The sequence below is a fragment of the Neisseria sp. genome, from assembly GCF_041804105.1.
Taxonomy (GTDB): Bacteria; Pseudomonadota; Gammaproteobacteria; order Burkholderiales; family Neisseriaceae; genus Neisseria.
In genome coordinates, this window is sequence record NZ_JBHCJY010000128.1 from 17,815 (window position 1) to 41,311 (window position 23,497).

At 50.4% G+C, this 23,497-nt stretch carries 18 protein-coding genes, 2 tRNA genes and 1 pseudogene; 5 read left to right on the forward strand and 16 right to left on the reverse strand.

All coding sequences use genetic code 11. From position 1 onward, the window contains the following. Window positions 1–11: 11 nt before the first annotated feature. Window positions 12–1,952: a MacB family efflux pump subunit gene (locus ACEYDX_RS10780; protein ID WP_373742018.1), complete on the forward strand. Its 1,941-nt coding sequence runs from the start codon at window positions 12–14 to the stop codon at window positions 1,950–1,952. Between the two features lie 75 nt (window positions 1,953–2,027). Further along, the gene (locus ACEYDX_RS10785) at window positions 2,028–3,455 is read left to right on the forward strand and encodes an efflux transporter outer membrane subunit (RefSeq protein WP_373742019.1); all 1,428 of its coding nucleotides are present in this window, start codon (window positions 2,028–2,030) and stop codon (window positions 3,453–3,455) included. Window positions 3,456–3,874: 419 nt separating this feature from the next. Here the strand turns inward: ACEYDX_RS10785 and ccoP are convergent, their stop codons facing one another. From ccoP to ccoN, 4 genes are read right to left on the reverse strand one after another with little or no spacing between them, the layout of a single operon-like run. Continuing rightward, window positions 3,875–5,272, reverse strand: a complete 1,398-nt coding sequence (ccoP, locus tag ACEYDX_RS10790) for a cytochrome-c oxidase, cbb3-type subunit III (protein ID WP_373742020.1) — start codon at window positions 5,270–5,272, stop codon at window positions 3,875–3,877. Between the two features lie 47 nt (window positions 5,273–5,319). Next, entirely contained in the window at window positions 5,320–5,478 is a 159-nt protein-coding gene (locus ACEYDX_RS10795; protein ID WP_373742021.1) for a cbb3-type cytochrome oxidase subunit 3, read from the reverse strand. A gap of 4 nt (window positions 5,479–5,482) precedes the next feature. Further along, window positions 5,483–6,094: a cytochrome-c oxidase, cbb3-type subunit II gene (gene ccoO / locus ACEYDX_RS10800; RefSeq protein WP_373742022.1), complete on the reverse strand. Its 612-nt coding sequence runs from the start codon at window positions 6,092–6,094 to the stop codon at window positions 5,483–5,485. Window positions 6,095–6,117: 23 nt separating this feature from the next. Then, window positions 6,118–7,554, reverse strand: coding sequence for a cytochrome-c oxidase, cbb3-type subunit I (gene ccoN / locus ACEYDX_RS10805; RefSeq protein WP_373742023.1), 1,437 nt, complete (start codon window positions 7,552–7,554; stop codon window positions 6,118–6,120). Between the two features lie 314 nt (window positions 7,555–7,868). Between ccoN and ACEYDX_RS10810 the strand changes: the two are divergent. Then, window positions 7,869–9,614: pseudogene (locus ACEYDX_RS10810) on the forward strand (M61 family metallopeptidase); the annotation flags it as partial. Between the two features lie 810 nt (window positions 9,615–10,424). Next, window positions 10,425–10,865 (forward strand): TIGR01244 family sulfur transferase, encoded by a 441-nt coding sequence (locus ACEYDX_RS10815; RefSeq protein ID WP_373742040.1) that lies wholly within the window; start codon window positions 10,425–10,427, stop codon window positions 10,863–10,865. A 1,895-nt stretch (window positions 10,866–12,760) separates the two neighbouring features. Here the strand turns inward: ACEYDX_RS10815 and ruvC are convergent. The 12 genes from ruvC to ACEYDX_RS10875 form a co-directional block, all read right to left on the reverse strand. Beyond that, window positions 12,761–13,309, reverse strand: coding sequence for a crossover junction endodeoxyribonuclease RuvC (gene ruvC, locus ACEYDX_RS10820; protein WP_373742024.1), 549 nt, complete (start codon window positions 13,307–13,309; stop codon window positions 12,761–12,763). Between the two features lie 60 nt (window positions 13,310–13,369). Then, window positions 13,370–14,008, reverse strand: a complete 639-nt coding sequence (locus ACEYDX_RS10825; RefSeq protein WP_373742025.1) for an SMC-Scp complex subunit ScpB — start codon at window positions 14,006–14,008, stop codon at window positions 13,370–13,372. 26 nt (window positions 14,009–14,034) lie between these two features. Then, window positions 14,035–15,855: a hypothetical protein gene (locus tag ACEYDX_RS10830; RefSeq protein WP_373742026.1), complete on the reverse strand. Its 1,821-nt coding sequence runs from the start codon at window positions 15,853–15,855 to the stop codon at window positions 14,035–14,037. Continuing rightward, window positions 15,848–16,156: a hypothetical protein gene (locus tag ACEYDX_RS10835; protein ID WP_373742027.1), complete on the reverse strand. Its 309-nt coding sequence runs from the start codon at window positions 16,154–16,156 to the stop codon at window positions 15,848–15,850. Before ACEYDX_RS10835 ends, ACEYDX_RS10830 begins: the two co-directional genes overlap by 8 nt. Window positions 16,157–16,232: 76 nt before the next feature. Further along, window positions 16,233–16,583 carry a hypothetical protein gene (locus tag ACEYDX_RS10840; protein WP_373742028.1) on the reverse strand — a complete coding sequence of 117 codons (351 nt, stop codon included), beginning with the start codon at window positions 16,581–16,583 and terminating at the stop codon, window positions 16,233–16,235. Next, window positions 16,580–17,512, reverse strand: coding sequence for a ribosome biogenesis GTPase YlqF (gene ylqF / locus ACEYDX_RS10845; RefSeq protein ID WP_373742029.1), 933 nt, complete (start codon window positions 17,510–17,512; stop codon window positions 16,580–16,582). The genes ACEYDX_RS10840 and ylqF overlap by 4 nt, the downstream gene beginning before the upstream one ends. Before the next feature lie 200 nt (window positions 17,513–17,712). Further along, complete coding sequence (gene rapZ / locus ACEYDX_RS10850) at window positions 17,713–18,567, reverse strand: RNase adapter RapZ (protein WP_373742030.1); 855 nt, start codon at window positions 18,565–18,567, stop codon at window positions 17,713–17,715. Beyond that, the gene (gene hprK, locus ACEYDX_RS10855) at window positions 18,548–19,582 is read right to left on the reverse strand and encodes an HPr(Ser) kinase/phosphatase (RefSeq protein ID WP_373742031.1); all 1,035 of its coding nucleotides are present in this window, start codon (window positions 19,580–19,582) and stop codon (window positions 18,548–18,550) included. Before hprK ends, rapZ begins: the two co-directional genes overlap by 20 nt. A 2-nt stretch (window positions 19,583–19,584) precedes the next feature. Beyond that, window positions 19,585–20,034, reverse strand: coding sequence for a PTS IIA-like nitrogen regulatory protein PtsN (gene ptsN, locus ACEYDX_RS10860; RefSeq protein ID WP_373742032.1), 450 nt, complete (start codon window positions 20,032–20,034; stop codon window positions 19,585–19,587). Between the two features lie 254 nt (window positions 20,035–20,288). Then, window positions 20,289–21,194, reverse strand: a complete 906-nt coding sequence (gene ubiA / locus ACEYDX_RS10865; protein ID WP_373742033.1) for a 4-hydroxybenzoate octaprenyltransferase — start codon at window positions 21,192–21,194, stop codon at window positions 20,289–20,291. Between the two features lie 330 nt (window positions 21,195–21,524). Continuing rightward, a tRNA-Glu gene (locus ACEYDX_RS10870) sits at window positions 21,525–21,599 on the reverse strand. A 20-nt stretch (window positions 21,600–21,619) separates the two neighbouring features. Then, a tRNA-Arg gene (locus ACEYDX_RS10875) sits at window positions 21,620–21,696 on the reverse strand. A 116-nt stretch (window positions 21,697–21,812) separates the two neighbouring features. On the opposite strand from ACEYDX_RS10875, the gene ACEYDX_RS10880 reads away from it, so the two are divergent. Continuing rightward, window positions 21,813–23,216 carry a PolC-type DNA polymerase III gene (locus tag ACEYDX_RS10880; protein ID WP_373742034.1) on the forward strand — a complete coding sequence of 468 codons (1,404 nt, stop codon included), beginning with the start codon at window positions 21,813–21,815 and terminating at the stop codon, window positions 23,214–23,216. Window positions 23,217–23,497: the final 281 nt, after the last annotated feature.

Consider the following 23,497-nt stretch of genomic DNA (forward strand, 5'->3'; position numbering starts at 1 on the left):
CGGAGCGCGTGATGAGTTTAATCGAGTGCAACAACATCAACCGCTGGTTCGGCAGCGGAGAAAACCGCGTACACGTTTTGAAAGACGTGAGCCTGTCGATTGAAAAAGGCGATTTTGTGGCGATTATCGGCCAGTCGGGGTCGGGCAAATCGACACTGATGAACATTTTAGGCTGCTTGGACACCGCCACTTCCGGTTCGTACAAAATCGACGGCACGGAAACTTCGCAGATGGCCGCCGACGAACTGGCCGGCCTGCGCCGCAAGCGGTTCGGTTTCATTTTCCAGCGCTACAACCTGCTCAGTTCGCTCAATGCCCGCGACAACGTTGCCCTGCCCTCGGTTTATGCGGGCATGGAACAGAAAACGCGTTCCGAACGTGCGGAAAAACTGCTGCACGACTTGGGTTTGGAAGGCAAAGAAAACAACAGGCCGTCTGAATTATCGGGCGGCCAGCAGCAGCGCGTATCGATTGCCCGCGCGCTGATGAACGGCGGCGAAATCATCCTTGCCGACGAGCCTACGGGCGCGCTCGATACCGCCAGCGGCAAAAACGTGATGGAAATCATCCACAAACTGCATTCAGACGGCCATACCGTGATTTTGGTTACACACGACCCGAATATCGCCGCCAACGCCAACCGCGTGATTGAAATCAGCGACGGCCGTATTATTTCCGATACCAGCAAAACTACGGAAATCCCGCCGAGCAAGGTTGAGAGCGTCAAGGAAAACACGTCGTGGCTGTTTTTCAAAGATCAGTTTATGGAATCGTTCCGTATGTCGGTGCAGGCCATCATGGCACACAAAATGCGCTCGCTGCTGACCATGCTGGGTATCATCATCGGCATTGCGTCGGTAGTATCCGTCGTGGCGTTGGGCAAAGGTTCGCAGGAAAAAATTCTCGAAGACATCAACTCGATAGGTACGAGCACCATCAGCATCCGCCCCGGCCGCGGTTTCGGCGACCGTCAGGCCAACCGTATCCGCACGCTGACCATCAGCGATGCGGAAGCGATTGCCAAACAGAGCTATGTGGACAGCGTTACGCCGATGACTTCCGTCAGTGCCACCGTTACCTACCGCAACACTGATGCCACCGGCCAGCTTTACGGTGCGGGAGAACAATATTTCGGCGTGCGCGGCATCAAGCTCGGGGAAGGCCGTCTATACGATGCCGACGACGTGAAAAACAATGCGCGTGTGGTGGTGATTGACCACAATACCAAAAACAAGTTTTTTCCCGACGGCCAAAGCCCGCTGGGGAAAACCATCCTGTTTAAGAAGCGTCCGCTTACCGTTATCGGCGTAACCGAAAAAGAAAACAACTCTTTCGGCGGCAGCACCGACAGTTTGCAGATGTGGGCGCCGTACACCACGGTTATCAACCAGATTAACGGCCAGCGGCACATCAATTCGATTACCGTCAAAGTCAAGGATTCGGCCAACTCTCAAGCCGCCGAAAACAGTCTGCATGCGCTGCTGATGTCGCGCCACGGCAAAGAAGATTTCTTCATGGACAACAGCGACAGCCTGAAACAGACCATCGAAAGTACCACCAACACCATGACGCTGCTGATTTCGTGCATCGCATTTATTTCGCTGGTGGTCGGCGGCATCGGCGTGATGAACATCATGTTGGTATCGGTAACGGAACGTACCAAGGAAATCGGCGTGCGCATGGCCATCGGTGCGCGGCAGGGCAACATTCTCCAGCAGTTTCTGATTGAAGCCATGCTGATATGCCTCATCGGCGGCCTGACCGGTGTCTTGCTGTCGTTCGGCATCAGCCTGCTGTTCAATGCCTTGGTCAGCGATTTTGCCATGTCGTTTTCCACTTTTTCGATTATCGCCGCCGTACTGTTTTCCACCGTTATCGGTGTGGCTTTCGGCTTTATGCCCGCCAAACGCGCTTCGCAGCTCAATCCGATTGATGCGCTGGCGCATGATTGACAACCGTTCAGCAGAACCATCTTTTCAGACGGCCTGTTCCTCCCAAGGCCGTCTGAAAAAAGGAAACCGAAAACCATGAAATACCATACCAAACCTGTTTTTCAGACGGCCTTAAGCATCGCCCTTGCCGTTGCACTCAGCGCATGTGCCGCCGGACAACGTGCCGACCGCAACCTGACGCTCGAATCCACCGGCCACATTACTCCTGCCTCGGAAACCGCACAGCATTACGACATCAACGGCAATTGGTGGGAAATCTACAACGACCGCCAACTCAACGCCTTGATTAACCAAGCCTTCGAAAACAACACCGATTTGAAACAGGCCGCTGTCAATGTCAACAAAGCCCTGTATCAGGCCAATATTCTCGGTGCGAATCTCGTGCCCAAATTCAGCGGTTCACTCGGCGCATCCACGTCCAAACCGCTGAAAAACACCACCAATGCGACAGGCTCAAGCAGTAACGGCAGCAGCAACAATTTCAGCAGCCAGCTCGGTTTGAGCTATGAAATCGATTTGTGGCGCAAACTCAATGCCCAAGCCGACGCGCAGGTATGGGAATACCACGCCACCCGACAAGACATGGCCGCCGTCCGCCTGACGCTTGCCAACAATATTGCCGATGCCTATTTCAACATCGCCTACCTCAACGAAGCGGTTGCACTGACCGAAAAAACCATCAAGCAATACCAAAGCATCGGCCGCATTACCGACAGCAAATACCGCCACGGCAAAGCCGATGCCGCCCAGCCACGTCAGGCGGAACAATCGCTGCTGTCCGCACAAAACAGCCTTGTTTCTTTGAAAAACCAGCGCGAACAGCTTGAAGAAACCCTGCGCAACCTGCTCAATCTCAAGCCCGGCGAAGCCTATGCCGCTCATCCTGACGGCTACCGCTTACACAACAGTAAAAACCCCGACTTGAACGTGCCGGTTTCCACACTCGCCAACCGCCCCGACATCCGCGCTGCCGAATACCGCCTGCAATCCGCACTGAAAAACGTGGATTACCAAAAACGGAACTGGTATCCCAGCATTACCGTCGGCGCCAGTTTAGGGGCATCCTCGAACAAAGCCAAATCCATGTTCAACGTACCCATGCTCGGCGGCAACGTCCAAATCAACCTGCCTTTTCTCGACTGGAAAACTTTGAAATGGCAGGATAAAACCGCTCAAGCCAATTTCGACGGCGCACGGCTCAATTTTGAAAAAAACCTGACTGCCGCCGTCAACGAAGTGTACGGCAACTACCAAAAATACGGCCGTGCCGCCGAAACCCTTCGCATCCAGCGCAATAAATACGCGCTCGACCAAAAAAACAGCCGTTATTACCAAGTACGCTACCAATACGGCAAGAACGAATTGAAAGACTGGCTCGAGGCCCTGAACACCGAATACGGTTCCGCCCAAAGCCTGCTCAACCAACGTTACGAAGTATTGAAGTATGAAAACATGATTTATAAATCCATGGCCGGACGTTACACCCCGAAAGACTTACAGTAAGCAGCAAGGCCGTCTGAAAAATTTCAGACGGCCTTTTTAAATCCTACCGATCGCTGCAATTTGACAGGCAGTACGGATAAACACTACGTTTTAAACGTGCACAGCTCGGCAGTCACCCCAACCAAGTGGAAAAATCCATATTCAAACAATGCTGTGTTTTAATTTTCCTCAAGTAATAACTCTTTAGATAACAAATATTTTTGAGTTTTCGCATAAATTTACATCTACAACGAAACATCAGTAACAGGAGTACCAGCAGCATCACTTTTTAAATTTAACCTGTTATACATACCCAGCAAAGTCTATCCAAAGCGGCTGACATCTCACGATTTCAGACGGCCTTAAATTTTCTGCCATTCCATAGACACAACAAAAAAACCGTTCCGATTGGAACGGTTTTTTTGCTCAACTGATGATACTTAACCTTCGACTTTAACTTCCACACGTCGGCCTGCCGCATCATTACCTTGGGCAGCGGTGGTATTTTCAGGTTTGCGCAATTCGATATTTTTCGTATCGACACCTTGCTTAGTCAGAAATGCCTGTACAGCTTCGGCACGCTTTTTGGAAAGAGCGGCATTGGCTGCAGCATTACCCGTACTGTCGGTATAACCGCTAACAACCAGTTTTTTACCTTCCTTGCCCGCTTTTACCAAGTCTGCTACCACTTTGTCGGCTTCTGCCGCCACATCGCTCTTACCGGTAGCAAAGTAGAAAATACCCTTGCCTGCATCATAGCTGACACCGGCTTTATCGGCGGCAGGTACAGTCGGAGCTGATACAGCGGATGCGGGTGCAGGGGCGGCTGACGCCTGCGCAGCACTGGCAGCAGCCGGAGCGGATGCAACACTTTGAACGGGGGTTGCAACAGCTTTAGGCGCAGGTGCTTTACCGTCTTTATTCGACAGTCCCCAAACATAAGCAGTCATGATGTGCAGTTTGTCTTTATCCAAGAAGTTATCCCAAGCAGGCATAGTGCTATTGCGGCCGTTGGTAATGGTCTCGATAATGTTTTTCTGCGTACCGCCCCACAACCAGACATCATCGGTCAGATTCGGACCTACCCCCTGCACACCCTGCCCTTTATCGCCGTGGCAAGTGTAACAGTTGGCAGGGCCGCCGTGGAACAAGGCTTTACCGCGTACCGCACGGTCAGGATCGTATTGCCCTTCTTTTTTAGACAACGACATGACATAGTGCGCCACATCTTTCACACCTTCCTCACCCAAAGCAGGTCCCCATGCCGCCATGGTCGCTTTACGGCCCGATTTGATGGTTTCCTGGATTTTGGCAGGATCTCCGCCCCATAACCAATCATGGTCGGTCAGATTGGGAAAGCCTTTGGAACCTTTGGCGTCCGAACCGTGACACTGGATACAGTAAGTGTTGAACATATTCTGGCCGATGGCCTTCGCTTCCGGATCTTTTGCCACCTGCTCAATCGGCATTTTGGCAAATTTGGCATACAACGAACCATATTCTTGATTGGCCGCTTTCACTTCTTCTTGATATTGGCCTGTACTGCTCCAGCCAAAACGGCCTTTGTAATCGCCCAAACCAGGATACATAGCCAGATAACCGATACCGAAGAACCACGTCAAGACATACAGCCAAAACCACCAGCGCGGCAGGGGATTGTTGTATTCTTCGATACCGTCCCACGAATGGCCCATGGTTTTAACTTCTTCGCCTTTTTTAGGCGGTTTGACAACATTTTGCGACAACAAAAGCCATGCCAAACCAATAAAGCTCACCACCACGATGGCGATGATGTAGAAATGCCAGAAACTGCTGGTAAATTGGGAAGTGGTGTTCATATTATTTTGCTCCGTGATCACGGGATAACCGGAATCGCTGTTATATCTTATTGTTTTTCGTGCGGGGTGTCGTCATCTTCCATAATGCTGCTGGCAGCATCATCGTAGTTTTTCTTATTGCGCCGGTTGAATACGATATAGAGAACCAACGCGAAACTGACAAACACCCATACGGTAAACAATGAGCGAATCCAGTTTATATCCATGATGTTACCTTACGTTTTTCAATGCCAAACCCAAACCTTGAAGGTAGGCAACCACAGCATCAAGCTCTGATTTGTTTGCCAAGGCTTCGGGAGCTTTTTCGATTTCCGCGTCGCTGTAAGGTGTTCCGACTGCGCGCAGAGCCTTCATATTGGTCACGGTGGATTCTACATCCACTTTGTTATATGCAAGCCAAGGGAATGCAGGCATATTGGACTCCGGTACAACATCGCGCGGATTCAGCAAATGGATACGGTGCCACTCGTCGGAATAGCGGCCGCCCACACGGGCCAAATCAGGGCCGGTACGTTTGGAACCCCATTGGAACGGACGGTCGTACACCGATTCCCCCGCCACCGAATAATGGCCGTAACGCTCGGTTTCAGCACGGAACGGACGAATCATCTGGGAATGACAGTTATAGCAGCCTTCGCGCACATAAATGTCCCTACCCGCCACCTGAAGGGCGTTATAGGGCTTTACACCCGGAGCGGGCTGGGTAACCGCTTTGGTAAAAAACAAAGGCACGACTTCAATCAGCAAACCGAAACTGATTACCAAAAAAGTAAACACGATCAGAATGCCGACTTTTTCTTCAGCTAATTGTTGTAATTTCATTTTGGTAGCCTGTCTTTCTTATATTAATGATGCTGGGCTTGTGCGACGGCGGGAATCTCGGCATCAACAGGTTTACCGTTAATAGCGGTACGGTAAACGTTATATGCCATCAGACACATGCCGCTCAAATACAGCAGGCCGCCTGTAAAACGGATCATGTAATAAGGCATGGTGCGTTTTACGGATTCTACAAACGAGAAGGTTAATGTTCCGTCTTCGTTCAGCGAACCCCACATCAGACCTTGCAATACTCCTGCAATCCACATAGAGGCGATATAAAGCACCACGCCGATGGTTGCAATCCAGAAGTGCCACTCGACCAGCTTCACACTGTGCATCTCGCTTTTACCGAACAGGCGGGGAATCAGATAATAGATGGAACCGATGGTTACAAAACCCACCCAACCCAAGGCACCTGCGTGAACGTGTGCAACTGTCCAGTCAGTGTAGTGGCTTAATGCATTGACGGTTTTAATCGACATCATCGGACCTTCAAAGGTCGACATACCGTAGAAAGACAGGGACACCACCAAGAATTTCAGAATCGGGTCGGTACGCAGTTTGTCCCAAGCTCCGGAAAGGGTCATGATACCGTTAATCATACCGCCCCATGACGGTGCGAACAGAATCAGCGACAACACCATACCGAGCGACTGTGTCCAGTCGGGCAAAGCAGTGTAGTGCAGATGATGGGGACCGGCCCACATGTAAGTGAAAATCAGCGCCCAGAAGTGAACGACGGACAAACGGTAGGAATAAACCGGACGACCGGCCTGTTTCGGCACGAAATAATACATCATGCCCAAGAAGCCCGCAGTCAGGAAGAAACCCACCGCATTATGACCGTACCACCACTGCACCATTGCATCAATCGCACCGGAATATACGGGATAAGATTTAGTCAGGCTGGTGGGGATGCTGATGTTGTTCACGATATGCAGCAATGCCACTGCCAAGATGAAGCCGCCATAAAACCAGTTGGCCACATAAATATGTTTGATTTTGCGCTTGGCGAGCGTACCGAAGAACACTACCGCATAAGCCACCCACACCAATGTAATCAGAATATCAATGGGCCATTCCAATTCTGCGTATTCCTTACCTTGCGTCCAACCCATCGGCAGGGAAATAACCGCGGCGACAATCACAGCCTGCCATCCCCAGAAAGTGAAGGCAGGCAGCCAATTTCCGCCAAACAGACGCACATTACAGGTACGCTGCACGACATAATAAGAAGTGGCGAACAGACCGCAACCGCCGAACGCGAAAATCACCGCATTGGTATGCAGCGGACGCAGGCGGGCGAAGTGGAACCAGGGGCCGATTTCGGATAGGTTGAGAGCCGGGGCAAAGAGCTGTGCGGCGATGATGACACCGACCAACATACCCACGATACCCCAAACTACGGTCATGATGGCGAACTGGCGCACCACTTTGTAGTTGTAAGTTTGTGTGTCCATTGAAGGTCTCCATTAAACATGGCATTGGTTTACCGGTTTTGCTTCGGCGTTTTATGCGCCCAAGATATACCCGATTTTTCTTAATTTAACGCCCGAACGCATACAAAAACAACGCAAAACGGGGTCTGACGGCGGTATTCTAAATCAAAAACCTTTACCGCACCAAGCCAAATTGGTATAAAACCTTATTTTTTAGCGCGGCGGTCTGATATTCAAAACATATTTTTACAAGGCTGTTGCTTATCGTCGGCAACTGTTTGACTTAAATCAAATTCATCCGATAATTCCATCTTTCCCGAAAAAGGCGCAAGCATATGCTCCACTACACATTAACCCCCCTGCCCCATGCCCACCAATGGCAGATTACACTGAGTTTCAGCCAAGAAGAAAGCGACATGCTGGTTCTTTCCCTGCCCAACTGGGTACCCGGCAGCTACCTCATCCGAGATTTTTCCCGCCACATCATCGAAATTTCCGCACGCTGCCACGGCCAGCCCGCCCGCATTGTCCAAACTGCCAAAAACATTTGGGAAACCGAAGCCCGCGCAGGAAACTGGGAAATCTCATACACCGTTTACGCCCACGATTTATCCGTCCGCGGCTCTTTCCTTTCTCCCGAACGCGGCTTCTTCGACGGTGCCTGCCTGTTTCTGAAAATCGCCGGACAGGAAAACACCCAACACCGCATCACGCTCAACCGGCTGCCTACCCATTGGCTGACCGCCACCACCCTGCCCCACCTCGGCGGCCACATTTATCAGACGGCCTCATACGCCGAACTCATCGACCATCCCGTCGAACTCGGTTCGCTCGAAACCATTGCATTTGAAGCCTTCGGCATCCCGCACCGCATCGTCTTGAGCGGCCACTACCGCAATTTCGACAGAGGCCGTCTGAAAGACGACGTGCGGAAAATCTGCGAAACCGCGCTGCAAATGTTCCCCACGCCCGCACCGTTTGCCGAATACCTGTTTCTGCTGCACATCGGCGACAACCTCTACGGCGGTCTCGAACACCGCAGCAGCACCGCACTTTTGGCCGGGCGCGACAGCCTGCCGCCGCTGCACATGGACGACGCCGACGAAAAATACACCGAACTGCTCGGCCTGTTTTCCCACGAATACTTCCACGCATGGAACGTCAAATCCATCAAACCCGCCCTCTTCGAGCCGTACAGTCTGGACAGCGAAACCTACACCGAACAGCTTTGGGCATTCGAAGGCATCACATCCTATTACGACGACCTGCTGCTTGCCCGCAGCCGCGTCATCACGCCCGAAACCTATCTCAACCTGCTCGCCAAAACCATTACCCGCGTACAGCAGGGCAAAGGCCGTCTGAAACAGACCCTTGCCCAATCCAGCTTTACCGCATGGAACAAGTTTTACAGACAAGACGAAAACAGCCCCAACGCCATCGTCAGCTATTACCAGAAAGGCGCACTCGCCGCACTGTGTCTCGACCTGCTCATCCGCCGCCAACGCCAAGGCAGCGCAAGCCTCGATACCGTCCTGCAGGAAATGTACCGCAAATGGTGTGAAAACGGCCAAGGCATTCCCGAACAGGAATGGCAGCAGCAATGCCAGCGCATCACCGGCACGCGCCTCGAAGACTTTTTTCAGACGGCCCTATACAGTACCGACGACCTGCCCCTGCGCGAATGTCTCGCCCAGGCCGGCATCGAACTGCAATGGCAGCCCCTGCCCCGCAACCACGGCGGCGGACTTACCGCGGATACCGTAACGCTCAAACCGGCATCCGATTTCGGCGCACGCTACAAACAGAACGACGACAGCATCACCCTGACCCACGTTTTCAACGGCGGCAGCGCCGAAGCAGCCGGACTCAGCCCGCAAGACCGCATCATCGCGCTCGACGGCTTCGCCTGCACCGATTTCGCCGCACGTTTCCAAGCATTCGAACCCGGCGACAGCGTATCCGTACACTATTTCCGCCACGGCTACCTGCACAGCACCACCCTGACCGTACAGGCCGCCGAAGCCGATACCGCCCTGCTGCGCATCGCCGACCGCGCCTTGTTCGAACAGTGGCTCTACGGCCAAACCGCCCGCTTCGTCCACCAAATCAGCAAAACGCCGATTCCCGAAGCCGTGCGCCAATGGATAGACTATCCCGTCGTCGTCGAAGCCCCTGCCGTATTGCCGCAAACCTACCCCGACTACGGCAACTTCCACGAGCTGTTCCAAGACGGCTACCGCTTCAGCGGCCTGAGCAGCGAAGACCTCACCGGCAATACCGAAGGCGCATGGCAGAACGGCTGGTACGTCATCGCACGCAACTACTACGAAGACCCGTTTGCCGTCGATTTCAACGAAGAAGCGCAAGGCTTTCCCGTCTATTTCTGCAAACGCGGACGCGGCGGCGCATGGATACCCCACCCCGCCGCGCCCACCTTGGCCGATTTCACCGCCAACCTGATTGCCGTGAAAAAACTCAAAAACAATCCCGAAGAACTGCTCGACTACCTGCAAAACCACACCGACCCCGACAGCCCGCTGTGGCAGGAAGCGCGTCAGGAAACAGAACGGCAGTTGCAGAAAATGCAGCGGCAACAACAGCAGCAACAATGGCCGGAATAAGCGGCATATTCCACTTCCGCGAAACCGTGTTTTCAGACGGCATCCATGCCGTCTGAAAACGCAACGTTGGCAAACCCGGTCTTACCATCCAAACAAAGAAATACGGCCAAGCCAGAAACGGTTTTGATTCGTGCGGTTGCGGAAACCGGCGGTTTTCCGTCCGAACGGCAGCATCATTCCATTTGCCGCCCGCACCACACCCACCAAGGCCGTCTGAAAACGCAGCCTCCGCAAAACCCAACCATTCCTTACCCGAAAAAGGCACCGACCATGAGCATCCTGAAACTGACCGACACCCTGTACATTTCCCCCCAACTGACCGAAGCCGATGCCGAAACAGCCGCCCGTCTCGGCATCAAAAGCGTCATCTGCAACCGCCCAGACGCAGAACAGCCCGACCAACCCGATTTTGCCCGAGTCAGTCAATGGCTCGCCGCACAAAACATCACTCAGGCCGCACACCAGCCCGTTACCGCCCCCGCCATCAACGCCGCAGACGTAGCGGAATTCCAACGGCTGCTCAGCGAACTGCCCGCCCCCGTACTCGCCTACTGCCGCACCGGTACACGCAGCTCCCTGCTTTGGGGTTTCCATCAGGTACAAAACGGCATGACAACTGCCGAAGTCAAAACCGCCGCCGCAAAAGCAGGCGTAGATTTAACCCAGTTTGAAGAACGTCTGAACCAGGCCGCCGCAAACGGTTTGGCCTGAAACCGTGTAATAACTTCTAACTTTATTGATTCTCCGTTCAGTCCCTAACCATAAAGCATAAGAAGCTGTTCCAGACAACCAGAGTATTCAAAACCATGTTAAGATAATTTTATAATTATCTAAGGCAGTTCCTAAAAATTTTTATAAAATTATTCTTTTACCGTTTAGCCTGATTTTTGAATTTTTCCTCAATGGACATTTCAACCTTAGCCAAATATTTCATTTCTTATTCGATTTATTTGAAATCAGTTATTGATGCTGGTTTTATGGATTGCCGCCGTATAGTCCCGATCTCAATCTAAAATAATCGGTGAAATATAGGCTCAATACCAGTATAGACCCGTTCCAAACGGATCTATACTGGTATTGTAACCACCATGTTCGAATACCGTACGCTTTTGTAGCCACCATTTTACAGGTGTCGCTACTGGTTAGGTAACTTGTAATTTTCTAAAACTCGTTAGGAAGCCCTTCCTTAGCAAATCTTTTTGGAGAATGGGAGTTAAATCTATATAAGAACTCACATTTAAACTCTAGCAAAGCCGTTTGGGATTTGGAGGGCAGACTTAATAACCAAAGCTGCTGAACAACAGTATATCGATACTTAGATCTTTTTCAGCCTATATGTAAGTTAATGTAGACGTGTACGTTTGTCAGACCAACTCCCAATTACTTGCAACCAATCCAGTTTTGCCTCATAACAGTTTTTTGTGACGGTTTTCTTGTTAAGTGGCCGAATTGTTCGATCATATCGAGAAGCAGGAAAGCCATTTGTTTTACCTGAAAATTGGAAGAATTTCCCAATACATAGTGGCATAACAGCCTATTCTTAATAATATTATCATAACATTATCGATGGTCAGCCCCCAACCTATCATACCTTCTTCTGGGGTAACTTGAGTTGAAACGGCTGTGGTAGATTGGGATCAATTTTAAGCAATTCGAGTGGGATAGTGTGTTCGTCAAATATTGTGCCATCCCTTTCAAGTTATTTAAATTTTAAGAAAACAGTTCTGCTATCCATTGCACAATCTTGCCATCTACCCGCTCAAGCATATTCGGATGAAGCGGAGCGTCTGCCCATTATCCCCCCCTAATTGACATCTTCTTCCTCAATAGAACTGTCGGCAAAATCTTTACATACGCTTTCTCTAGTGACCATTGAAGTGTTCCTATCATAATAGATTAAGAATTAAGATTGTTGCGCTCGTCTACAATAACGACGGCTGTTGTTCGGAAGCCACCCCAGCCCACATAGATAAAAACTTTTTAGCTTTCAAATATTTTTTAACACTCCATTCACACCCCTCTAAATTTTATTAATAATTTTAATATTTTATTTTAAAATTCAATACAATAATTTTTAAATTATTTTATTGTAAATTAACAAGTTATCTATTATTTTCTTTTTGTCTAAAATATTAATAGAAATTTAATATTATAGTTATTAATTAAAACATTCTGATAATAATCACTTTCAACATAAGGATACTTTACTAATTCGCCTACCTCCCTTACCCACCAAAACAAAACCAGTCACAAAACTGAAATAAACCCAATAACCCGTTTTCAGGTAATGTATTTTTCACTATAAATTTTAATTCCAATTCGACCACAATATATTTCTCACTGGAATCCCTCCCCCTTTTATAGTACATACCGTCTTGAAAAATTTATCAGTCACAAAATCTACATCAAACTAGGCAAGTCCAGCCCACCAAACACGTTAGTTTCTAATACAATAACAATGGTAATTCACTCCACCATGAAGACACTGTCTCTCGAACCATCAGATACATTAGATATATAACAATTGCATTAAAAATGAATTAACCATTTCAAGTAACCAAATAAGCCGTCTGAAAATATTTTTTCAGACGGCCTGATGCGCATGTTCACAAATGAAACCGCCCGCCCTTAATCCGCATCGAATCGGGATTCAACTTGGAAGCCAGGCCGTGGTTGCGCAGGGCATGGGTCAGCGCAACGGCCAAACCGTCGGCAGCGTCGGCCTGCGGCGTACCCGAGAGTGCAAGCATCCGCACCACCATATGCTGCACCTGTTCTTTCGCCGCCTTACCCTGCCCCACCACCGCCTGCTTGACCTGCAAGGCGGTATATTCGTAAACGGGCAGGCCGCGCATGGTCAGCGCGGCAATCGCCGCACCGCGCGCCTGCCCGAGCATCAGCGTGGAAGCGGGGTTCACGTTGACAAACACCTGTTCCACCGCCGCCTGCTGCGGACGGTAAGTATCGATAAGTTCTGCGATATGTTGGCAAATCACGGCAATCCGGCCTGCCAGCTCGTCGCCGGAAATGGTTTTAATGCAACCGGATGCCACATAAACATGCTCACGGCCATATACGTCGATGATGCCGAAACCTGTGGTACGGCTGCCGGGGTCGATACCTAAAATTCGGATGGGTTTGGAAGACGGATTCATATGGAAATTATAACAGGCCGTCTGAAAACCGCAGCTTTGCGCAAAACGTAAGCCGGATTTTCAGTTCAACACCCGCTCCTGTGTATCGCCCTCTTCGTCTTCATCAGACGCTTCCGCCGTCCCCGATTCCGCGTTTTCTTCCCCGCCTGGCACGGGCTCAATTAAATCGGGCAGCACCAACTCGCCCAATTCGGTAAGCGGCGGCAGTTCTTCCAAACTTTCCAGCTGCAAATCACTGAGGAAAACATCGGTAGTCGCCCACAGCGCAGGACGGCCGACGGAATCGCGGTGGCCGATAACCTCAATCCAGCCCCTGTCTTGCAGCGTCTGCATCACGTTTTGCGACACCGCCACGCCGCGTATGCCCTCGATGTCGCCGCGCGTAACCGGCTGCTGGTAGGCAATAATCGCCAGCGTTTCCATCACCGCACGCGAATAACGCGGCGCGCGCTGCTCCTGCAAGCTGCCCAACCGCTCGAATGCCGCCTGCGCGATTTGGAAACGCCAGCCCTCGTGGGTGTGGGTTAATTGCAGGGCGCGGTTATGCCAGCGGGCTTTCAGGTTGGCCAACACGTCGATCAGTTTATCCTGCGACAGCGGCGGCACGCACAACTCGCGCATGGTTTTTTCGCTTAAAGGCTCGGTTTGGGTTAAAAGCGCGGCTTCAATCAGCGCATCGGGTGGGAGTTTTTCGGCCATGGTTTTAAAAATGATTTTTAGACAATTCAAGCATTTATATGATGCAACAGATTAACAGCTTGTTCATATTTTCTCTGCAAACTCTCTTCTTTTATACCTGATTGTTCGACACATTTAAGACAATATTTCAAATTTTTCAAATAAACATCTGGTTGTCTGTTTACCAAATCTATTCGAATATCTAAAACTTGCTTATAGAGAAATGCAGCTTTAGAAAACATATCCATATTACTATATAGGTTTGCCAAACTGTTCTTAACCATCGCAATACTATCCTGAATATCATCAGAATTGTTTGCAGAAAGGTTGGCATAAATTTTCTCAAAAATATTCAAGGACTCTTCATACATTTTTTTTGCTGAAACTTTATCGTTTAATGCATACTGAAGAAGTGTGCCGTAATTATTCAATGCTAAAGCTAATCTTAAGTCATATGCATTAGGAGCTAATGCATCTAAATCTCGAAAAGAGAAAATAGCTTTTTCATAATATTTTTTTGCTTGTTGTGCATTTTGATTACTTCCAAATTTTTCCCATATATTATTTAATAACATTGCAAAGAGAGAATATATATCCGCTTCTAATTTTTGATATTTTATTGATTCGTTTTCAATTAACTTTTCCAGATGAGCTAAGGCCTCTTCAAAATATTCTTTGGCTTCATTATATTTATCAGGATAGTCTGATAATAATTTCCCTAAACTTTTCAAACTATAAATTAAATGCTCTAAAGCTTCTAGTTGGTTTTCTGGTAATGTACGTCTAATCTGTAATGCTTGTTTATGTAAGCTCTCGGCAATATCAAATTTTTTTGGATTCTTTGCAAGCATAATTCCAAAATCATGAAAAACCATTGCTTGCAACACAGGATCATTTATAGATTTATGCTCTATACTTTTCAAACATTTATTATAATATTTTTCTGCCTCTTGATATCGAGCACAATAATCTAATAAATCTGCATATTCTTTTAATAATAATATGAATTGCTTATCATATTTTTCCGTACAATCCATTAATGAATCATATATGGAGATTGCTCGACAATAATGCTGCTCTGCTTCATTCCATCTATTGGGATAATTTTGTAATAAGCCAGCAAAATCTTTTAAACACCATATTAAATATATTGCATTTTCTTTTTTGTCTCGCAAAGCCAATTCTTCACATTTATTTAACGTATCTACATAAACTTCCTCTGATTTTTTTAAATCATTGTTTATATATAAAAATCGAGCATACTCCAAACGATATTTCGGTATATCATGTTCTTTAATCGCTAACTCGAAGTACTCTTTTACTTTATTGATTCTATCATTACCCAAAGAGTAATAAATCATATATAAATGCGCTAATAAAATACTTTCTTCAGATTTATGTTTTAACTTTTTTTCGTTTTCTTCTTGCTGTCGTTTCAAATACTCTCTTTGTTGTAATAAATCCTTGTGTTCTTGTATAGCCTCTTCAGTTTCTAATATAGCTCTTGCTTCTGAATATTTACCATCTAAGAAAGCTTGATATGCTATTTTTCTGCGTTCACTATTAATTTCAATTTGACTAAATTTTTGTGCCAATTGAAAAATTTCATGCTTAAACTGCTCCAGCTCGCAATTGCACTCAATCAGTTCCTTCTTATATTTTAATAATTCTTCCTTAAAATCACTATCATCAGGATATCTCTCAATTTTATGTTCGGTACTTCTAATGTTTTCTAAAATCTTTTGTTTGTTTTTTTCTAAACTCTGCCACTCAATTGATTTGCAATAATTAATAGTCTGATTGCCAATAGATACATCACCATTACTATAAATATCACCAGTCGTATTGCATGTTAAAATTTTATCCATTTTTAATATTTCCAATAGTTACATTCCCACCTGCATGAATATTTCCTGTTTTAATACTAATGTTATTGGAAGTATTTTTCTGTTGAAAGAATATTTCCAATTGTTTAACCATTTCCGGATTTCTCTCAAGCGTAATTGTTAATGTTTCAGTAAACTGCTTTTTATTACCATTATTTTTATGTGCTAATAGTCCATCAAACACCTCACCTAATATGGTTTTGAGTCCGTCATAGACAGTATTTCCAATTATACTAGGTACCAAGACATTCCAAATATTATCAATAATCAAAGAGTAATTCATTATGTATTCTTTCTTAATTTCAAGATAACAAGTCGTAGGTTAGATCATGGCCCAACCTACCTGGCTGAAACATAAGCTAATCTTTCTGCTTCAATATATTAAACCCGCGCTTTCCGGCTTCGGATAAATCTTGTTCGGCAATAGTATATACGTTAATGCTGCCGGTTTGGCCGCCGCACACGGCGGGGAACATCATGCCGCGCAAAACCTGTTTTTCGGCGGCATACACGCGTATGCCCTGTAATTCTTTTTTCATGGCTTCGGGGCTGATGCCGCCGCCTTCGCATTGGCGCGAGCCGTCGGATTTGTAGATTCGGACGCGCTCTTCTGATGGTTCGGTTGCCGGCTTGTTCAGGCCGTCTGAATGGGCGCAGGCGGTTAAAGATAAGATGCCTGCCCATAATGCGGCGGAAAATATCGGTTTCATGAGGGTTTTCCTTTTCTCTCTGCCTTTCTGGCTTCCCTCGCGGCTTTAAGCTCGGCTTCTTTCTGTTTGGCCGCTTTCAGCCAGCTTTCCCATTGGTGCGGTGTTTCTAGGGTGATGCGCCCGATTTGGCCGTCGCGGAAGTCGGTGAGGGTGTTTTCGGCGGCTTTTTGGTAGTTGATGCGGCCGCCGCTTAAAACTGCGCCGCGTTTTTTGGCTATCCATTCGAGCCAGTCGGTGTCTTGCCAGTGGCTGCTGGGGTCTTTGTCGGCCTGGTAGCGCGTTTGCAGCAGCGGCAGGTAGTGGCGGCGCAGGTAGTCTAAAAGTTCGAGGGCGACTTCTTCTTCGTCGAGCGCGTTGCGGCCGACGGCACCGCTGGCGGCGAGGTTGTAGCCGCCCTCTTCGACGATGATTTTCGGCCACAACATGCCGGGGGTGTCGTAGAGCCAGAAGTCGTCGGCGAGAAACAGGCGCTGCTCGGCTTTGGTGATGCCGGGTTCGTTGCCGGTTTTGGCGGATTTTTTGCCTATCATGCCGTTGATTAGGGTGGATTTGCCGACATTGGGAATGCCGCAAATCAAGACGCGCAGGGGTTTGTCGATGCCGCCGCGGTTGGGCATCATGGCGCGGCAGGCGGCGGTGATTTTGGCGGTTGCGCCTTTTTCGGACGAATCCAGCGCGATGGCGCGGGTGTCGGGGCGGCTGTTGTAGTACCCGAGCCAGACGTCGGTGCGTTCGGGGTCGGCAAGGTCTTGTTTGTTTAGGATTTTGAGTTTGGGTTTGCCTTTGGATAATTGGACAAGCAGGGGGTTTTCACTGGAAGCGGGCAGGCGGGCATCCAGCATTTCGATAACCATGTCTATGCTTTTGATGCGCTCGGCGATTGCTTTTTTGGCCTTGTTCATGTGGCCGGGAAACCATTGGATTGCCATTTTTGTGTGCTTTCTGTGTTCAGGCCGTCTGAAAAAGTTTTCAGACGGCCTTAAGGATATTAGGGGAAAATGTCGCAGTTTGAAGGCCAGACTTTAAGTTTTCTGAAACTGATTTTCGGGAAAACTGTTTTTCAGACGGCCTGCCGTTTGTGCGGCAACACCTCCCCTATTTCAGACGGCCTGTCGGCGGCTATTGCGGATTACCGTCCTGCCAGATTCTGAGCCTGTCTGTGGCGCACCAGCAGTTCGTATTTGCCGGTAAGCCGTTCGGCCAGTTTTTCGACAACATACACGGAACGGTGCTGGCCACCCGTGCAGCCGATGCCGACGGTTACATAGCTGCGGCTTTCAATCTGCATCCGCGGCAGCCAGCGGGCGAGAAAGGTATCGATGTCGTTGACCATATCCTGCGCCCACTGCTGGCCGTCGAGATAATCTTGGATGGGTTTGTCCATGCCGTTGTAAGGGCGCAGTTCGGGGTCGTAGTAAGGATTGGGCAGGCTGCGCATATCGAACAGGAAATCGGCGTTGACCGGCGAGCCGTATTTGAAACCGAACGATTCGAGAATGACCAACAATCCGCGCCGTTCGATATTGAGCCACTGCTGTACGGCATAGCGCAGTTGCTGGGCGTTCATTTTGGATGTATCGATACAGTAGGCCATTTCGCGCAGCGGGAACAGCCATTCCCGTTCTTTTTTCAGGCTTTCGAGCAGCGTCAGGTTATGGCCCGAGAGCGGGTGGCCGCGCCGTGTTTCGGAAAAACGGCGCACGAGTACGCCTTCTTCCGACTCGAGAAACAGGATTTCGATTTGGTGGCCTTCGTCGCGCAGATATTGGATTTGCACCTGTGCCTGCACGATGTCGACCCCCGAGCGCACATCCACGCTGACGGCAAGCCGGGTTTCGTTTTCACGGTTGATGTGGTGCAGCACGAGCGCGGGCAGCATCTCCATCGGCAGATTGTCCACGCAGTAGTAACCCAAATCTTCAAGCTGCTTGAGTGCGACGGATTTACCCGAGCCGGACAGACCGCTAATCAGCACTATTTTCATGTTTCGGTTCGTTTTCTTTCAAGATGGTTTGGTGGCGTTCGAGAAATTCTTTGGTGCTGTCTTTGCCGCGCAGTTGCAGGATGTAGTTGCGCACGGCCGCTTCGACGAGTACGGCAAGGTTTCGGCCCACCGCCACCGGCAGCGTTACCGAACGGATGCTGACATCAAGCACCGATTCGGTTTCGCTGCGGATGCTCAGGCGGTCGAGCCGTTTCATGTATTCGTCGTCGGCCGGAACCAAGTTGATGATCAACTGGAGCATTTTTCTCGGACGGATGGACGTTTCGCCGAAAATATGGCGGATATTGAGAATGCCCAAGCCGCGTACTTCAAGAAAATCGCGCAGCATCGGCGGGCAGCGGCCGTCGATGGTTTCGGGGCCGGTACGGTAAAACTCGACCGCATCGTCGGCAATCAGGCTGTGTCCGCGCGAAATCAGCTCCAGCGCCAGCTCGCTCTTGCCCAAACCCGACTGTCCGGTAATCATCACGCCGATTTCGAAAACATCGAGAAACACGCCGTGTTTTACGGTGGAAACCGCCAGCTGGCGTTGCAGGTAAATCCGCAAAACATCCATCAGATGCGGACTTTCCAGCTTGGATGTCAGCAGCGGGATATTGTTGGTGTGGCAATAATCGCGCAGCATCGGCGACACCGGCAGACCGTTGGCCACAATCACCATCGACATCGGAATGTCGAACAGTTTGCCGAACCTGCCCAAAGGCGTGCTGCTGCCGGCCTGAATATCGCGCAAAGGTTTGGTGCTGTCGACAACCGCATCCAAGTCATAAGGAACGTCGTCCGACTCCATGCGCCGCAGATATTCGGCCTCGGCCACCCCGATAACCTGCACTTGGTTGGGGTGGATAAAATTCAAATGGCCGACCAGCGCCAAAACGGGCTTGTCGGCCTCAACGCCGATACGGTTATCGGCTCCGGCTGTACCGGCCGCCCAAGCCAGTTGCAGCTTGTGCTGGTTATCCTGATACAGCCGGCGGACGGAAATACTCGGCATAATTATTCTTCGGTCAGCAGCTTCTGCACTTCTTCTGCGGAAGCCGCGTTCATCAGCGCCTCGCGCACCGTTTTTTGGGAAAAGCGGCCGGCCAGTTTCGACAACACTTCCAAATGCTCGCCCGTAGCGTTTTCCGGCACCAGCAAAACAAACACCAGCGATACCGGCTTGCCGTCGGGCGCATCAAACGCCACCGGCTCCTGAGTACGGATAAAAGCACCGGTGGCTTTTTTAACGCAGGCATGACGGCCGTGCGGAATCGCCACCCCCTGCCCCAAACCCGTCGTCCCGAGCTTTTCGCGCGCAAACAGGCATTCGAACACATCCGAACGCGGCAGCTGCGCCTCGTTTTCCAACAACAGCCCGGCCTGTTCGAACAGGCGTTTTTTGCTGCTCACTTCCAAATCCAAAGCGATGTGGGATAACGGTAGGATTTCGCCGATCAGGCTCATAGGATTCTCTTACAAAGGGAAAAACAAGTTGCGATTGTACCCACTGTCTGTCCAAACCACAATCGCGGCAGTGCAATTTACACTCCTGTCCGCCCCGTGTTCCCTACGATTCCAAACCAAACCGAAAAAACAAAAAACAGATACAAATCAAACTTCAAGACAATAAAAAACCGACCGGCCGCAACCAACCTGCTGACACAGCGAAGGCCGTCTGAAAACTTTTCAGACGGCCTTTGTCATGCCGCTGCCCATCCTTACCATGCCTGCCGCAAATAATGTCCGGCCAAACCGACAAACCAAACCAAACCGATACGGTTGTTGCCGAGAAATGTACGGAAACACACCATGCGGTCTCGGGTTTTGACGGCATGATACTGCCGCCACTGCATCCACAGCGTAATCGGGAGTGCCAACCAATACGGCCATTGCGCACCGATTTGCCAACCGAGAACCACCATCAACGCCGTAAAACAGGCATGGCACACCATAACGGCAAGAACATCACGATTACCGAAAGTAACGGCGGAAGTTTTGATGCCGATTTTCAAATCGTCTTCCTTATCAGCCATCGCATAAATCGTGTCATACGCAAGCGTCCACAACGCATTGGCCGCAAAAATCAACCATGCAACGGGGGGAACGTCGTTCTGCACGGCGGCAAAAGCCATCGGGATACCGAAAGAAAAAGCCAATCCCAGATAAAACTGCGGCAACGGGAAAAACCGCTTGGTAAACGGGTAAGTAACCGCCAAAAACAGCGCAGGCAGGCTCATCCATTTTGTCAGATTATTAAGCGGCAGCAGGCACAGCGCCGCCAACACACACAGAACCGCCGTCAGCAGCAGCGCTTCTGTTTCCCCTACCTCTCCGACAGCAAACGGCCGGTTCTTCGTGCGCGCAACCGCACCGTCAAAATGACGGTCGGCAAAATCGTTGACCACGCACCCTGCGCTGCGCATCAAAAACACACCCAAAGTAAACGCCCAAAACACCGTATGGCCAGGATAGCCTTCTGCTGCCACCCACATCGCCCAATAAGTCGGCCACAAAAGCAGCAACGTACCGATGGGCTTGTCGATACGCATCAGCCTGCCGTACACCGACAACCTGCCGACAACTTTGCCGGGCAAAAACCGTAAAAGCAAACGCCTGATATTCATGGACAAACCAGCCCTTTCAACGGGATTCGGAGATATTCTGCAAAAGCCGCGATTATAGTGGAATCCGCGTATTGCAGAAACCGCGTCGCCTCGGAATTGTTCATCAAACCTTCCCGATACAGGCCGTCTGAACAATTTCAGACGGCCTAAACAAGACACTGATAAAACCAAACTGTATTTTCATCGGTCAACCACGGGATGAACAGCCTATTCAAAAATACCCTGCGGTTATAGGTAACGCATATCGCAAAATTCCGAATCAAACTTCCGCATCGGCTATACGAAACAAAAACCCCAAGCATGATTGATTTGCTTGGGGTTTTCGGAATCTGGCACGCCCACGGGGAATCGAACCCCGGTTACCGCCGTGAAAGGGCGATGTCCTAACCGCTAGACGATGGGCGCGGAATAAAATAAATGTTTTCTGGCGCACCCGGAGCGATTCGAACGCCCGACCCTCTGGTTCGTAGCCAGATACTCTATCCAACTGAGCTACGGGTGCTGCTAGAAAGACTGGCATTATATTCAGGCCGTCTGAAAGTGTCAAGCCTGAGTCTGAAAAAAATCGGAAAACGGGTTAAAATGCGCGTTTTGCCTTTGAATTATAAGGAATAAGAAATGGCTGACTTTCCGCGCTGGCCGCATTTGGCGGCTGCTTTTGCGGGCTTCGGCATGCCGGTGGCCGTGGTGGATTTGGAAACCACGGGCGGCAGCCTGACCGACGACAGGGTTACCGAAATCGCGGTTTTGCGGTTTTCAGACGGCCTGGTCAGCCGCTATGAACGGCTGGTCAATCCGCAGCAGGAAATCCCGGAATTTGTGGCACGGCTCACCGGCATCAGCAACGAAACGGTAGCCGACGCGCCTGTGTTCGGCGAGCTGGCCGACGAACTGCTGCCGCTGCTGCGCGGCACGCTGGTGGTGGCGCACAACAGCCGTTTCGACTATACGTTTCTGCGCCGCGAGTTTGCCCGCTCGGGGCTGGATTTCGCTGCTCCCGCGCTGTGTACAGTGCAGCTTTCCCGCAAGCTGTATCCCGAACACTACAAACACAGTCTCGACAGCATCATCTGTCGTTTCGGCATTCCCGTTGAAAACCGCCACCGCGCCATGACCGATGTCTTGGTTTTGGCGGATTTTCTGGAACTCAGTCTGACGCAGAAAAACGAAACCGAGTGGGCGAACCACTGCCGCCATCTAATGAACCCGAAACCGCTGCCCGCATGGCTGCCCGATGCGCTTTCGCAGCAACTCTACGCGCTGCCGGATTCAGACGGCGTTACGATATGGTTCGACGCCTTCGGGCAGGCGCAAGCTGTTGAAGCGCACGAACGTGCGTTTGCCGAAACCGCCGCCCTACTCCACGGCAAACACCTGCCCGCTTGGGTGCAGTCGGCTTCGGAGGTACGATTTCTGCCGTCGGCAGGTAGTCTGCACACCGTATCGCTCAAAGCCCAAACCATGCTCCGGCACAATCTCAGGCCGTCTGAAAACGGCGGCAGCGGTGCGAAAAATTATTTTACCGTCCGCTTCGCGCCCGATACGCGCGGCCGCTTGCAGGCGCGGATTGTGCCGTTGGCCGACGGCTGCCGCAGTGAACCGCCTTACGGTCTGTTCCTGCACAAAAAAGCCGCCTGCCGCGCCCTGGCCGAATGGGCGCAGGCATACGGTTTCTGTCCCGAATCGCTGGGCATCCTGCCCGACGGACACGACCAAACCGTCTGCCCCGTGCACGCCGTCGGCCAATGCAGCGGCACGTGCAATACTTCAGACGGCATCGAAACGCAAAACCGCCGCATCCGAGAAGCCGCCCCGCTGCTGCCCGTAGTCGACTGGGGACGGGCGCACGACATCGAAATCACGGAAACGCAGCCGTTTTCGGCCACCGCGCACACGTTCCGCTGCACCGGCGGCGCGCTGCTGCTGCCCGACGGGCAATATTATTTCGACCGCAACCTGCCCGCCCTGCTGAAGCATAAGTTCAAAAACCCTGAACATGCCGTTTTAAGGATATTGGCCTGAAGTTTCAGACGGCCTGCTCCGCTGCAATCGGCCGGATGAACCGGAAACAGGTTTTGCAAACCGGATACCGCATCGGGCCGGCGAATGAAACCAACCTGTCCTTACCTTCCGCCGCCCCGATTAAACGGCAATCCGCCGCGACCGTTTCAATGCAGGTATTTTGTCCGGCAGAACCGCCGTTTCCCACCGACACAGAAATACCGTTCAATTAAATACCATCAACACACTTTTACCGGACAACCCGAACGCACCCCAACCGGCAAGGCCGTCTGAACGGCATC

Excerpts from the sequence above, each read along its gene's own strand:
- rapZ (WP_373742030.1), bottom strand. The coding sequence starts at position 18,567 with ATGAAAATAGTGCTGATTAGCGGTCTGTCCGGCTCGGGTAAATCCGTC.
- ccoO (WP_373742022.1), bottom strand. The coding sequence starts at position 6,094 with ATGAAATTACAACAATTAGCTGAAGAAAAAGTCGGCATTCTGATCGTG.
- ACEYDX_RS10815 (WP_373742040.1), top strand. The coding sequence starts at position 10,425 with ATGAGCATCCTGAAACTGACCGACACCCTGTACATTTCCCCCCAACTG.
- ccoP (WP_373742020.1), bottom strand. The coding sequence starts at position 5,272 with ATGAACACCACTTCCCAATTTACCAGCAGTTTCTGGCATTTCTACATC.
- ACEYDX_RS10825 (WP_373742025.1), bottom strand. The coding sequence starts at position 14,008 with ATGGCCGAAAAACTCCCACCCGATGCGCTGATTGAAGCCGCGCTTTTA.
- ACEYDX_RS10830 (WP_373742026.1), bottom strand. The coding sequence starts at position 15,855 with ATGGATAAAATTTTAACATGCAATACGACTGGTGATATTTATAGTAAT.
- ccoN (WP_373742023.1), bottom strand. The coding sequence starts at position 7,554 with ATGGACACACAAACTTACAACTACAAAGTGGTGCGCCAGTTCGCCATC.
- ACEYDX_RS10780 (WP_373742018.1), top strand. The coding sequence starts at position 12 with ATGAGTTTAATCGAGTGCAACAACATCAACCGCTGGTTCGGCAGCGGA.
- ACEYDX_RS10880 (WP_373742034.1), top strand. The coding sequence starts at position 21,813 with ATGGCTGACTTTCCGCGCTGGCCGCATTTGGCGGCTGCTTTTGCGGGC.
- ACEYDX_RS10785 (WP_373742019.1), top strand. The coding sequence starts at position 2,028 with ATGAAATACCATACCAAACCTGTTTTTCAGACGGCCTTAAGCATCGCC.
- ylqF (WP_373742029.1), bottom strand. The coding sequence starts at position 17,512 with ATGGCAATCCAATGGTTTCCCGGCCACATGAACAAGGCCAAAAAAGCA.
- hprK (WP_373742031.1), bottom strand. The coding sequence starts at position 19,582 with ATGCCGAGTATTTCCGTCCGCCGGCTGTATCAGGATAACCAGCACAAG.
- ptsN (WP_373742032.1), bottom strand. The coding sequence starts at position 20,034 with ATGAGCCTGATCGGCGAAATCCTACCGTTATCCCACATCGCTTTGGAT.
- ruvC (WP_373742024.1), bottom strand. The coding sequence starts at position 13,309 with ATGAATCCGTCTTCCAAACCCATCCGAATTTTAGGTATCGACCCCGGC.
- ACEYDX_RS10840 (WP_373742028.1), bottom strand. The coding sequence starts at position 16,583 with ATGAAACCGATATTTTCCGCCGCATTATGGGCAGGCATCTTATCTTTA.
- ubiA (WP_373742033.1), bottom strand. The coding sequence starts at position 21,194 with ATGAATATCAGGCGTTTGCTTTTACGGTTTTTGCCCGGCAAAGTTGTC.
- ACEYDX_RS10795 (WP_373742021.1), bottom strand. The coding sequence starts at position 5,478 with ATGGATATAAACTGGATTCGCTCATTGTTTACCGTATGGGTGTTTGTC.
- ACEYDX_RS10835 (WP_373742027.1), bottom strand. The coding sequence starts at position 16,156 with ATGAATTACTCTTTGATTATTGATAATATTTGGAATGTCTTGGTACCT.